Origin of the sequence: Dorea sp. Marseille-P4042, assembly GCF_900290215.1 — a bacterium.
GTDB classification, from domain to species: domain Bacteria; phylum Bacillota; class Clostridia; order Lachnospirales; family Lachnospiraceae; genus Dorea; species Dorea formicigenerans.
The window spans coordinates 1049279-1061943 of the sequence record NZ_OLMI01000002.1 but is presented as its reverse complement, the minus strand read 5'-3'; the positions used below and the strand labels follow the sequence as shown (position 1 = coordinate 1061943).

The 12665-nt window shown below is 38.6% G+C and carries 12 protein-coding genes and 1 pseudogene; 9 read left to right on the top strand and 4 right to left on the bottom strand.

The features are described from left to right. Nucleotides 1–201: 201 nt before the first annotated feature. From C7E02_RS10690 to C7E02_RS10665, 6 genes are all read left to right on the top strand, one after another. Nucleotides 202–1428 (top strand): ABC transporter substrate-binding protein, encoded by a 1227-nt coding sequence (locus C7E02_RS10690; protein ID WP_029730912.1) that lies wholly within the window; start codon nt 202–204, stop codon nt 1426–1428. An 85-nt stretch (nt 1429–1513) separates the two neighbouring features. Beyond that, nucleotides 1514–2398 carry a carbohydrate ABC transporter permease gene (locus C7E02_RS10685; protein ID WP_005341275.1) on the top strand — a complete coding sequence of 295 codons (885 nt, stop codon included), beginning with the start codon at nt 1514–1516 and terminating at the stop codon, nt 2396–2398. 24 nt (nt 2399–2422) lie between these two features. After that, complete coding sequence (locus tag C7E02_RS10680) at nt 2423–3253, top strand: carbohydrate ABC transporter permease (RefSeq protein WP_005341277.1); 831 nt, start codon at nt 2423–2425, stop codon at nt 3251–3253. A gap of 31 nt (nt 3254–3284) precedes the next feature. Continuing rightward, entirely contained in the window at nt 3285–4637 is a 1353-nt protein-coding gene (locus tag C7E02_RS10675) for a right-handed parallel beta-helix repeat-containing protein (RefSeq protein WP_105309527.1), read from the top strand. A 136-nt stretch (nt 4638–4773) separates the two neighbouring features. Next, on the top strand, nt 4774–6108 hold the full coding sequence (locus C7E02_RS10670) for a glycoside hydrolase family 32 protein (RefSeq protein ID WP_105309839.1): 1335 nt from the start codon (nt 4774–4776) through the stop codon (nt 6106–6108). 2 nt (nt 6109–6110) lie between these two features. Continuing rightward, on the top strand, nt 6111–7085 hold the full coding sequence (locus tag C7E02_RS10665) for a PfkB family carbohydrate kinase (protein ID WP_005341282.1): 975 nt from the start codon (nt 6111–6113) through the stop codon (nt 7083–7085). Between the two features lie 214 nt (nt 7086–7299). Here the strand turns inward: C7E02_RS10665 and C7E02_RS10660 are convergent, their stop codons facing one another. The 3 genes from C7E02_RS10660 to C7E02_RS10650 are packed head-to-tail and all read right to left on the bottom strand — an operon-like array spanning nt 7300 to nt 9257. Beyond that, nucleotides 7300–8205: a TlpA disulfide reductase family protein gene (locus C7E02_RS10660; protein WP_005341284.1), complete on the bottom strand. Its 906-nt coding sequence runs from the start codon at nt 8203–8205 to the stop codon at nt 7300–7302. Nucleotides 8206–8245: 40 nt separating this feature from the next. After that, a complete protein-coding gene (locus C7E02_RS10655; RefSeq protein WP_005341285.1) occupies nt 8246–9154 on the bottom strand; it encodes a 4Fe-4S binding protein in 909 nt (302 codons plus the stop codon). Continuing rightward, on the bottom strand, nt 9147–9257 hold the full coding sequence (locus C7E02_RS10650) for a CD1871A family CXXC motif-containing protein (RefSeq protein WP_173785556.1): 111 nt from the start codon (nt 9255–9257) through the stop codon (nt 9147–9149). The genes C7E02_RS10655 and C7E02_RS10650 overlap by 8 nt, the downstream gene beginning before the upstream one ends. Before the next feature lie 126 nt (nt 9258–9383). Between C7E02_RS10650 and C7E02_RS10645 the strand changes: the two genes are divergently transcribed. The 3 genes and pseudogenes from C7E02_RS10645 to C7E02_RS10635 form a co-directional block, all read left to right on the top strand. Then, nucleotides 9384–10070 carry a response regulator transcription factor gene (locus tag C7E02_RS10645; RefSeq protein ID WP_005335748.1) on the top strand — a complete coding sequence of 229 codons (687 nt, stop codon included), beginning with the start codon at nt 9384–9386 and terminating at the stop codon, nt 10068–10070. After that, nucleotides 10067–11227: a sensor histidine kinase gene (locus tag C7E02_RS10640; protein WP_005341288.1), complete on the top strand. Its 1161-nt coding sequence runs from the start codon at nt 10067–10069 to the stop codon at nt 11225–11227. Before C7E02_RS10645 ends, C7E02_RS10640 begins: the two co-directional genes overlap by 4 nt. 164 nt (nt 11228–11391) lie before the next feature. Next, nucleotides 11392–11853: pseudogene (locus tag C7E02_RS10635) on the top strand (ATP-binding cassette domain-containing protein); the annotation flags it as partial. Between the two features lie 164 nt (nt 11854–12017). Here C7E02_RS10635 and C7E02_RS10630 read toward each other — a convergent pair. Next, a complete protein-coding gene (locus C7E02_RS10630) occupies nt 12018–12542 on the bottom strand; it encodes an ECF transporter S component (protein ID WP_005335742.1) in 525 nt (174 codons plus the stop codon). Between the last annotated feature and the right edge of the window lie 123 nt (nt 12543–12665).

Genomic DNA, 12665 nt, shown 5'->3' with positions numbered 1-12665 from the left:
AAGATAAAATGAAAAAAATTTCATAAAATTAAAAAATAGAAGGATATATAGAGAGATGTTGTGAAAAACATCTAAAAACAAAACTTTTGATTTGTGAAAAATATGGAAACTGATGAAACGATAATGAAAACGATTGACATACAAATTTTCACATTATAGAATATCAATAAATCAATAAACAAAACGAATGGAGGTATAAAAATGAAAAGAAAAATTATTGCAAGTATTCTTGTAATGTCGATGGTTGGATCAATGTTGGTTGGATGTGGAGCAAACGGTGGGAAAAAACAAGCATCCAATAAAAACAGTATCACAGTGCTTGTAGAAAGTGGTTCTCCGGCTGAAGCACTTGCGAAAGAAACGGCAGCAGAATTTAAAGAGGAAACTGGCTGTGAGGTGGTTGTAGATGCAGTTGCTTATACGGGAATGTATGATAAACTTTCAACTGAAATAAAGGCAAAACAAGCAACTCATGATGTGGCGTGTATGGATGTAGTGTGGCTGGCAGCTTTTGCAGGCGCAATTGAACCATTAAAAGATGCTGACACAAGTGATTTTCTTCCGACACTAGAAGAGAGTGGTACGATTGATGGAAATCTTCTTGGATACCCTATGTGGGTAAATTCTAAAATTCTCATTTACAGAAAAGATCTTATTCCAGAAAACAAGGTACCAAAAACTTGGGAAGAGTATCAGAAGCTTTCCCAGGAACTTTCAACAGATGAGATGTACGGGACTACAGTTTTTGGAAGCGGAACCGATGCGGTATGCTCCTTCCTTGACTTTGCATGTCAGGCAGGCGCAGACGGGCTTGTGTTTGACAAAGAAGGTAATGTAAATATAACAGATCAGGCTTATGTGGATGCATTAAACTTTATGGTTGAAAATGCAAATGCAGATTATACACCGTCAGACTCCTTATCTACAGCAGCGACAGAGTCTCAGGAACTTTTTACTAATGGAAAAATCGCCATGCAGTTAAACTGGAGTCATCAATATCCGGCGGCTGTTGCGGCATTAGGCGCAGATAAAGTTGGATGTGCACCGATGATTGCAGGAAGTGCAGGAATTGGTGCAACAACAGGTCCTTGGTATGAATGCGTTATGAAGGATTCTAAAAATAAGGAAATGGCACAAAAATATGTAGAATTCATGTATGAACATAATGAAGACTACATGGATCTTACATTAAAAATTGCGGGAAGGACTTCTGTATACGAAGAAAAAGGAAAGGAAGCAGGAAATGAACATACAACCGCGGTTCTGGAAACGTTGAATTCAAAGCAGTCTCAGGCAAGACCTATGGTAAAGACATGGCCACAGATCGAAGAAGTGCTGGTAGGTGTTGTAGAATCTACTTTGGGAGGAGCTGATATCAATGAAACACTGGAGTCAGCAAAGGCTGAAATAGAGGCAATTGGAAAGTAGTAAACATAGATTACGTAATTGTAGAAAGGGATTCTTGAGGAGTCAATCTTGTCAAGAATACCTTTCTAGTTAAAAGGTGGTAAAAATGAGATTGATTTCAAAAAAAACCTTATTATTATTCTTCCTTCCGGGTGCGGTATTTATGGGTGCATTCCTGATATATCCTATATTCAAGATGGTCATAGACAGTTTTTTTGAGATTGGCATTACGGGAGATAAAACATTTATCGGTTTAGAAAACTATATTCATGCATTTACAGCCGGCGGCTTTTTGAAACAATTAAAAAATACTCTCATCTATATCATTGTTGCCGTAGGAATCGAAACAGTGATGGGACTATTATTTGCACTGTTTTTTGAATTGGATTATAAAGGTAGTAAAGTGCTCCGCTCATTTCTTATGGCGCCTCTTATGATAGCGCCACTGGTAGCTGGTCTTACATGGAAATTGATGATGAGTTCAAGCTTTGGAATTGTCAATGAACTGCTGGCACGAGTAGGAATCTTATCAAGTAGCAGTGATATTCTCTGGCTTGCGGATGAAAAATGGTCATTATTAGCTTGTTGTATTGCAGACATCTGGTTGACAACACCATTTATGATGTTGATGATCTTAGCGGGACTACAGGGGTTGGACAGTAGCATGCTGGAGGCAGCAAAAATAGACGGTGCAAACAAATTACAGCAGATATTTGCGATCAAATTACCAGTCATCAAACCAGTTTTATTGACGGCGTTGTCTGTAAGGATCATTGATGCGGCCAGAACATTTGACATTATCTGGGCAATGACAGAAGGTGGACCGAACAGTTCTTCAGAAACGATCAGTATTATTATATATAAGACATTGACAAGATATAACGACATTGGTTATGCAAGTGCGATGGCAGTTGTATTTATTGTAGTTTTAGTAGTATTCACGCTGGTATTTATGCAGAGCTTGTGGAATCCGAAGAAAAAGAATGGTTAGTTGATTGGGATAGGAGGCATAAAAGTGAAGAAAAAGAGTGAAATAGGAAAAAAGATAGGGATCATATTATCAGTGGTTCTGACAATAGGCTGGCTTTTTCCGTATATATATGTGATTTGTTGCTCTTTTAAACCGGGTTCAGAAGTAATCGCAGTTCCGCCAAGTTTTTTCCCTAAAAACTTTTCAGTTGAAAATTTTTCAGGTTTGCTGGAAAGAATGGATGTTTTTAAATTTCTTTTCAATAGTCTGAGTACTGCGTTACTCAGTACGATTATTGCACTGATCTTAGGATCTCTTGCGGCATATGCGATTCAGCGTTCAGGTGCAAAATTGTCAATTTTGTTAGTGGTTCTGGTCTTGTGTTTAAAAATGATACCTACTTCAAGTATCGTGGTGCCTATTTATGAACTGATATGCAATTTGGGATTATATGATACAAAAATTGCTTTAATACTGGTATATGCAGCAATTAACATGCCATTTGTTATGTGGACAATGTTGAGTTTCTTTGAAGGAATACCTTCAACGCTGGACGAAGCGGCTTATATTGATGGGGCTAGCAGTCTGCAGACATTCAGGAAAGTAATCCTTCCAATCTGTAAACCAGGTTTAGCGACTGCATTTATATTCACATTGTTTTTGGCATGGAACGATTTTCTTGTTGCGTTATTGCTCACCAGCACAAATGCAAAGACGTTTACTGTTGGCTTAGCGGGCTTTTTATCAGCGTATAATCTGGATTTAGGTCCGATGTGTGCAGGAGCATTTTTGTTTAGTTTTCCTGTTATGATCATTTCTCTGGCTGTTCAGAAATATATTGTACAGGGAATGACAGCCGGAGCTGTGAAGGGATAGGGATGATAGAAACAGACAGGAGGATTTATGAATGAAATGTAACAATTATTACGATGTTACAAAATGGAAGACGGGAAATCCGTATGAAGATATTGGAGAAGTGATCAACAGCATGATCGCAGACATCAAAAGCAGGCAAACAGACTCGGATGTTAAAGAAGGAGGAAAGCCGGGAGCAGTAATATATATTCCACCGGGCGATTATCATCTGCATACTCAAGTGGTAATTGACATCAGTTACCTAAAAATCATGGGATCGGGACATGGTTTTGTCTCTTCCAGTATCCGATATAATCTGCCGCAAGATGAATGGAAAGACCTGCATGAGGTATGGCCGGGAGGAAGCCGTATTCTGGTGGAACTGTCTGGTAATAATGCATCGGAGAAAGACGGAGCTGCATTTTACGTGGAAAGAGATGGAAATCCTAGGATTAGCTCTGTTGAATTTGAAAATTTCTGTATTGATGGATTACATTTTGAAGATGATGGCACCCAAAAAAATGATCCGGAGAATACATATATTAATGGGAAGACAGGAATTTACATAGCAAGTGCTCAAGATTCATTTCGTATCACAGGAATGGGATTTGTATACTTAGAACATGGGGTTGTTATTTATCATGCAGATGCATTGTCAATCCATGACAATTTTATTGCAGAATGCGGCAACTGTATTGAACTACGTGGTTGGGGACAGGCTTCTAAAATTACAGATAACCTGATCGGTGCAGGGTATAATGGGCATTCGATCTTGGCGCAAAGTTTTGGTGGTCTTTTGATCAGTAACAACAATGTTTTCCCAAGAGGAAAAAGTAGTGTGTGTTTTCAAAATGTAGCAAAATCGATTATTTCAAACAATAGGTTTCATTCGTTTTACCCTGGAATGCTTTCGTTAGAAGATAATTGTTCTGAAAATATGATCTCCTCTAATCATTTCTTAAGAGACAATGAGCCGTGGAAACCGATGTTAGATAATGACAATGGTTTGGATGACAGTTACGGTCTTTTGTATATAAATGGAAATAATAATTCTATAGTTGCAAATCATATTTCAGAAATGATTCAAAGGAGATATATCAAGCCTCTAGATGCAATGCCTGTGATTATACGTATTGCTTCTGGAAGAGGGAACTATATTTCAAATAATCATATCGTAGCTACTTGTGATATTGAAAACGAGTTGCAAGATGCATCTGACTCTTGCTATTCGGCACAGGTAGACGCTTTGACATCATTAAATAATATCCGGGAGATGTCGGTAGTTTATGTATTGGTTGAGCAAGAAGCGACTAATAATACGATTCTTGATTCGGGAAATGAAAAACAAGTGATTTTAGATAGAACCGTAAATGTTTTCAGACCGACACCTGCTTTGGGAGATTAAGATATGGGACAACATAATACTTAAACAATGGTAAAAGATAATTGCAAAAAGACTGACAGAGAGTTCGATGCCAGTCTTTTTATTAAATGCTGTTATTGAAACAATAAAGTATATAATTTCCGGAGGAAGAAAGAGTATGCAGAAAATACATGTAAAAGCGAACAGGCACTGGATGAATGATCCAAATGGTTTCATCTACTATAAGGGTAAATATCATTTATTTTATCAGTGTTTTCCATATGAAGCTAGATGGGGAAGGATGCATTGGGCTCATGTGGTGAGTGATGATCTGGTAAACTGGGAGTATCAGGGAATTGCAGTATTTCCCAGTAAAACGGATGATAGAGATGGCTGCTTTTCAGGGAGTGCCGTTGAAGATGAGGGTAAATTATATTTATATTATACTGGTGTAAGGTATTTAGTGGAAAATCCTGAAGATATTAATTTGTTTCTAGACGAACAGTTTGTTTCGGCACAAATGCTGATTACATCAGAAGATGGATATCATTTTGATAACATAAAAGATAAAAAAACTATTATTCCGGTTTTTAATAACAGTGAGATCGGAGATGCACGGCATACAAGAGATCCCAAAGTCTGGAAAGAAGATGACGGATGGTATATGGTTCTTGGAAGTACGATTAATAATAAGCAGGGAAAGCTATTGTTTTTTAAAAGTACGGACAAGAAAAATTGGACATACATGAATTTTGTCACAAAAGATAACGGTTTCGGCTGGATGTGGGAGTGCCCTGATTATTTTCAAACAGATGGAGAACAGATTTTAATTTTTTCTCCGATGGATTTTAATAAAGGAGGGAAATCTTATTCTGACCAGTCAATCTGTATGAAAGTCATGTTTCAGAAAGAAACATGCCATATGGAGATGCCAGATACATATCAATATTTGGATTATGGACTGGATCTTTATGCGCCTCAGACTACTGTGGATGAAGCGGGCAGAAGAGTCCTGTTAGCATGGTTACGTATGCCAAAGCCGGTTGACGGACAATGGAGCGGGATGCAATGCATTCCAAGGGTTATTGAGGTGAAAAATGATCATATTTATTTTCGTGTACATCCTAATATAAGAAATGCTTTTTCCAAAAAGATTAACAGCCCGGATGAAGCGGATGAAAATGGATACAGAGTATCATTTTCATTAGAGGATGGGGAGACTGTTGATATTGGAGGATATCAAATTACAAGAAAAGGAAATAAGATCCATACGGATAGAGGTAGGCTGGTAGATACTTCATGGGAAATGCAAACAGAATTTTCCACTCCTGATTTAAAAGACGGATTCCAGATAGATGTATATGTGGATCCGAATCTAATTGAAGTTTTTGTAAATGACGGAGAATATATAATATCCAATTGTGTTTACAACCTAGGCACTGATATTCATCAACAGGGGAATGTGAAATATGAAATGTACACGTTGGAAGGAACAGAGGTATCGGAGGTGTAAAAATGTATGATGTAATTGCTTTAGGAGAATTACTGGTCGATTTTACGAATAATGGAACAAGTGATCAGGGAAATATGCTTTTTGAAGCCAATCCCGGAGGCGCGCCATGCAATGTGCTTGCTATATTGGCAAAGCTGGGGAAAAAAACAGCCTTTATAGGAAAGGTTGGAAACGATATGTTTGGTGCGATGCTAAAGGGAACGATCGAACGAGTGGGAATTTCATCAAAGGAACTAAAAGTAGATAAAAATGTGAACACAACGCTTGCATTTGTACATACATTTCCAGACGGAGACAGAGCATTTTCCTTTTATCGGAATCCAGGTGCAGATATGATGCTTACAGAAGACGAGGTAGATGACACGTTTGTTCAGTCTACAAAGATTTTCCATTTTGGTACTTTGTCCATGACACATGAAAATGTTCGGAATGCAACAAAAAAAGCTGTTAAAGCTGCAAAGAAGAATGGATCTCTGATTTCTTTTGATCCGAACTTGAGGGAGCCTCTTTGGGAATCCTTGGAAGAGGCAAAAAAGCAGATGGAATATGGATTTGAGCAATGTGACATTCTAAAGATATCCGATAATGAGATTCAGTTTATTACAGGAATAGAGGATTATGACCAAGGAGTCTTATATTTACAGAATAAATATGAGATACCATTGATTCTTCTTACTATGGGGAAAAAGGGGAGTAGAGCTTACTATAAAGACTTTAGGATAGAAGAAAAAGGATTTCAGGTATCAGCGATAGAAACAACAGGAGCGGGAGATACTTTTTGCGGGTGTTCCTTGGCATATATTTTGGAACACGATATTAACAACTTGACAGAGGATCATTTGAGAGAAATGCTTATCTTTGCGAATGCAGGTGCGGCTCTAGTTACAACAAAAAAAGGTGCAATTTGTTCTATGCCTGAACGGAGAGAAATTGTAGATCTAATTGATGTTGGTAGAAATGCAATTCATCAGTTTTGATACGGAGGATGTGGAAGAAAATAATCTCACTGCAGAAAAGGCACAGCAGCTGTGTCTGAAATATGCTCGATTTTTCCGCTGTTTTCGGTTACGTAAACGTTAATTGTTTGGAACAACAGAATGCAAATCAAACCCCAGGAACTTTGTGTTTCTGGGGTTTTTTAATCAAAGACAGGATAAAACAACTGTAGTTTTATCCTGTCTTTGAATGGAATTATTTGTTTGTGCTGTCTGCATCAATTACAGACTGAATCTGTTTCATCAAAGTATCATAGTTGTCTTGATTATCAATTCCGCCGAGCATCGGATCACCTACAATATTACCATTTCTATCGACCAGTATTGTTGTAGGAAATGCCATAATATCGGACGCATATTTCCCTGCATCTGAAGAAGAGTCAATGGAAAGATTGCGATATTTAGCACCCTGCTTTTCGAGAATAGTCTTTGCTTCTTTTATAGCAGTTTTGTTTCCGTCGAAGGTTTCTGTGTTGATACCTACAACTTCTCCACCCATTGATTTGATTGCATCGTTTAATTCGTTAAGTTTAGATAATTCGGCAACACAAGGTTTGCAGCCGGTGAACCAGAAATTGATGACAGTTACTGCATTTTTGGAAAACAGGCTTTCATCAACAGAATTTCCATCATAATCCTGACCAGAGAAATTCTTGAAAGGAGATGCGCCTTTGGAACTGTTTTTCTGATCGGTGTTATCAGATCCTGTATTTTTCTTTTCAATCTCAGCAATCTGTTCCTCGATTTTTCGGATAGTTTCAATATCAGCGGTCAGTGTTTTCAGCTCGTCATCTGTAAAAGACTCCTTGTTTGATTCAATAGTGGCAGCCAGAGAGTCCGCATAATTTCCATTTGGATCCGCATCACTTTTATTCATCATGCCAAATGCTTTGTCCCATACATCTTTGTGATCTGCGAAGATCTGATTTTCCTGCTGATATAAATCATTCAGTTTAGAGTTGGAATCGTCTGCAGATTCTGAGCCGGATTCAGTCTTGGTATTCGAAGATTCTGTGCCTGCAGTTCCTTTCCCGCTACATGCTGTAAATAATAATGCTATGCAAAGTGTTAAAATAGAGAGAAATGTTCTTTTTGTTTTCATAAATAATTGCTCCTTAAAATAATAGTAATAAAATGAATAGTTACCGGTTGGTTATGGTTGACTGCTGCTGTTCTTTTTTGGGGCATGTTTTTCCCAGAAACTGATATTGAATCGCATCTTTTGGACAAGCCTTGATGCAAGCCCCGCATCGTATACATTCTGGATGATTTGGAGTCTTGCACACATCAATATCCATTTTACATGCCTTTGAACATAGATTGCATCCGACACATTTGCTGCCTTCAACCTTAATATTAAGAAAGCTGATCTTATTAAATAATGAATAGATCGCTCCAAGAGGACAGATCCATTTACAGAACGGTCTGTAAAACAAAATACTCAGCACAACAACTGTAATTAAAATAAAGCATTTAAAAGAAAAAAGTGTTCCAAGTGCAGACCTTATAGCAGTATTTCCAAGTGACAGTGGTATGGCTCCTTCCAAAACACCTTGTGGGCAAATGTATTTACAGAAGAATGGATCCCCCATCCCTATAGAGTTCGTTACAAACAATGGCAGAAGAATAACGAAAACAATGAGGATTATATATTTCAGGTATCTTAGCGGTTTCAGACGGGCTGTGGAAAATTTTTTTCCGGGGATTTTATGAAGTAAATCCTGAAACCAGCCAAACGGGCATAAAAAACCACAGATAAATCTTCCGAGTGTCACACCGAGCAGAATGAAAAAACCGGTTATGTAGTATGAAAATTTAAATCTGGAGGATCCGATAACCGCCTGAAAGGCTCCAATGGGGCAGGATCCTGTCGCAGCAGGACAGGAATAGCAGTTTAATCCCGGCACACATACAGTTTTGATTTTGCCTTGATATATTTTACCCTTAAATAAATTGGAAATATGAATATTGGTAAGTAATGTGGCAACTGCCTGTATCCATCCGCGTATTTTGGCAACTCTTTTTGATAGTAATTTCGTTTTTTTATCCAATTCCGACACACTCCAGACATAATTTTATTGCTTTGCCAAGTACGACGTCTCCTTCACCTCTGAACGCACCATAGCAAATCATAGAGATACCCGTGATGAGCATTACAAATTGAGATATTTTTCTGCACTTCAAGATTTTGTTACTCCTTTCGTTTGTTGTATTTGTTGACCAGCTGACTTCAGTATTATACAATAGTTGGTGTGAAATTTTCGTTAAGAAGAAGGTGGAATGATTTTGAGATTATTAATAGTTGAAGATGAAAAACAAATATGTGATGCAATTGCGAAAAGTCTGTATGATGCCGGGTATGAGGTGGATACTTGTTATGATGGGGAAGAAGCGCTGGAATGCATTCTGACAGAGAATTATGATTTGGTTGTTCTGGATCTGAATCTGCCAGGCATGGATGGGATGGAAATCCTAAAGGAACTAAGACAGAGCAATGAGGAGACAAAGGTTCTTATATTATCGGCAAGAGGGCAGATTGCAGATAAGGTCGAAGGGCTGGATGCTGGTGCGAATGATTATATGGAAAAGCCGTTCCATCTACAGGAGCTTGAGGCTCGTATCAGAAGTCTGACAAGAAGGAAATTTGTACAAAAGGATGTATGCCTGGAAAGCGGCGATATTAAGTTTGACACGATAAAGCGTGAGGCATATGCAAAGGAAATAAAGATTTCCCTGACAAGAAAAGAAAAAGGTATTTTGGAATATCTGCTTCTTAATCTGGGCAGACCGGTAAGCCAGGAGGAATTGATGGAGCATGTCTGGGATGCCTCCGTGGATAGCTTTAGTGGAGCTATCCGAGTACATATGTCTTCACTAAGAAGAAAGCTTAAAGCAGTGCTTGGACATGATGTAATCATGAACAAGGTGGGAGAAGGGTATAAAATACGAGAGGAGTCCGATCGATGAAAAAGATGTCACTGCAGTGGAGACTTACCTGTATCACTACATTGTGTATTGCAATCATATGTGGGTGTCTGACGATGTTTGTCTATAAAAATGGTGTGTATTATATAGATTCTTTGCAGAAGGCTGTTAATGCGCAGGGCGATGATAGTGCAGACAATAGTGGAAATGATTCAGAAGAAATATATATTAGCATACCAGAGGATAAGTGGGATGAGTTCGCAAATGATTTTTCTGTTCAAGTGTACAATAATAAGGAAGACTACAGAAAAAACAGTTTGGTAATTTCAGCTTTATTGGCGATTCTTGGCGGGGTAGCTACATATTTTATAAGTGGACACGCACTCAAACCACTCCGTGAGTTTTCTGATAAAATAGAAGAGGTGCAGATACAAAATCTGGCAGACTCGCGAATCGAAGAAAGCAAGATTAAAGAACTGAATCAGCTTAGTGTTTCATATAACAAGATGCTTGAACGCCTTCAGGATGCATTTGAGGTACAGAGACAATTTACTGCAAATGCAGCACATGAGCTTCGCACCCCATTATCTTTAATGCAGGTACAGCTTGACCTATATCACTCCACCCAGCATCCAGGCAGTGATGCAGACACCTTACAGATGATAAAGATGGTGACGGAACAAAATGACAGGCTTGGCAAGATGGTAAAGACACTTCTCGATATGAGTGAGCTTCAGACGGTAGGCCGGGATGAACAAATTATCATGGATGACCTTGTTGATGAGGTGTTGGAGGATTTGGAACCTCTTGCACAGGAAAAGAATATAAAACTTATTGGGAAATGTAAGGATATAACGATGGTTGGAAGTGATATTCTTATTTACAGGCTGGTATATAATCTTGTTGAAAATGCTATAAAATATAATCATTCAGGTGGACAGGTTACAGTAACTGCATATAAGGAGCAAAAACACATTTGCCTGTCAGTAGCGGATACAGGAAGTGGAATCCCGAAAGAGCTCAGGGAGCGTGTATTTGAACCATTCTTTCGCGTGGATAAGTCCAGAAGCCGAAAGCTTGGCGGTGTAGGACTGGGACTTGCACTGGTCCATGAGATCGTGAGAGTGCATGATGGCAGTATTACAGTTAAGTCCAATCCGTCGGGAGGTACAATCCTTGAGGTGATTTTCAATCAGTAATAAAATGAACAATTATTGAGATGATTTTTAATCGTAATAAAATGAACAATTATTGAGATGATTTTTAATCGTAATAAAATGAACAATTTTTGCAGATAAAGGAGAAAGTAAAAATGAGTATTTTAAATGTTTAACATCTTACTCATGGCTTTGGTGACAGGGCAATTTTCTCAGATGTTTCATTCCGTTTTTTAAAAGGGGAACATATCGGACTTGTAGGAGCTAACGGTGAAGGAAAGTCCACATTTATGAATATTGTGACTGGAAAGCTGATGCCGGATGAAGGAAAAGTAGAATGGTCAAAGAATGTCCATGCAGGATATCTGGATCAGCATGCAGTACTGGAAAAGGGAATGACAATCGGCGGCGTATTAAAGTCAGCATTTGATCCACTTCTTCAAAAAGAGCAGCGCATGAATGAAATCTGTGACCAGCTTGGAGACACAGATTCAGAGCAGATGGAGCAGTTGATGGAAGAACTGGGAACGATTCAGGATGAGCTGACTTTACATGATTTCTACCCCATCGATGCAAAAGTAGAAGAGGTAGCAAGAGCACTTGGACTTCTGGATCTCGGACTGGAACGCGATGTCACAGATTTAAGCGGAGGTCAGAGAACGAAAGTGTTCTAAAAGGGACACCGATAATGAATGATGGGGACGTAGTACTTTTAAAGTTTACTACGTCCCCAATTGATTTACGCGAGCAACGAGCCAAAGTCCGTGCTTGCACGAGACCTTGGCGACTGCCGCGATAACTTGAGAAACTCGCGAAGCGTGTTTCTCATAGTTTATTTTGTCTTATATGTGAGCTGTTTTACATCTGGAATTGCCATTAATACCGGGTACAGTACGAAGGAGATAATCAGTCCACCGACTCCCTGAATAATATTGGCCGGAATACTTGCTGCTGCAGATGATCCATAAAGGAAAAATTCACAGATAAAATATCCACCGGCTACCAGTACGATATCAATCACGCCACCGAGAAGCACTGCTACATAACGTGATTTGGAATCTTTTGCAATTTTCTGGTAAACAAGTCCTGAAAACAGAGCAATCAGTCCTTTGATTACAAATGTAATCGGAACGTATACAAAATATCCACCAAGGAGGTCTGACATTGCGGAACCGATACCGGCTGCCAACAGTCCATAACTTGGTCCAAGAACAACTCCTGACAGGATTACGATTGCATCACCTGGATGTATATATCCGCCTGTTCCAGGTGTTGGAATACGGATAGACATGGTGGCAACACATGCAAGTGCAGCAAAAAGTGCTGTCATCACAATTTTTTTCAAATTTGAATTCATAGTAAAAACCTCTTTCCTTATATGATTACTTATCTTTCGATTGAACCTACTGTACAACACTCATGGCTTGATATAAAGGTCCAATTCTGATAAAAAACAACAGGCCAGTTTGTGGATTTATGG

Coding starts and splice junctions, on each gene's coding strand:
- C7E02_RS10690 (WP_029730912.1), top strand. CDS start 202: ATGAAAAGAAAAATTATTGCAAGTATTCTTGTAATGTCGATGGTTGGA.
- C7E02_RS10685 (WP_005341275.1), top strand. CDS start 1,514: ATGAGATTGATTTCAAAAAAAACCTTATTATTATTCTTCCTTCCGGGT.
- C7E02_RS10675 (WP_105309527.1), top strand. CDS start 3,285: ATGAAATGTAACAATTATTACGATGTTACAAAATGGAAGACGGGAAAT.
- C7E02_RS10670 (WP_105309839.1), top strand. CDS start 4,774: ATGCAGAAAATACATGTAAAAGCGAACAGGCACTGGATGAATGATCCA.
- C7E02_RS10665 (WP_005341282.1), top strand. CDS start 6,111: ATGTATGATGTAATTGCTTTAGGAGAATTACTGGTCGATTTTACGAAT.
- C7E02_RS10660 (WP_005341284.1), bottom strand. CDS start 8,205: ATGAAAACAAAAAGAACATTTCTCTCTATTTTAACACTTTGCATAGCA.
- C7E02_RS10650 (WP_173785556.1), bottom strand. CDS start 9,257: ATGCTCATCACGGGTATCTCTATGATTTGCTATGGTGCGTTCAGAGGT.
- C7E02_RS10645 (WP_005335748.1), top strand. CDS start 9,384: ATGATTTTGAGATTATTAATAGTTGAAGATGAAAAACAAATATGTGAT.
- C7E02_RS10640 (WP_005341288.1), top strand. CDS start 10,067: ATGAAAAAGATGTCACTGCAGTGGAGACTTACCTGTATCACTACATTG.
- C7E02_RS10630 (WP_005335742.1), bottom strand. CDS start 12,542: ATGAATTCAAATTTGAAAAAAATTGTGATGACAGCACTTTTTGCTGCA.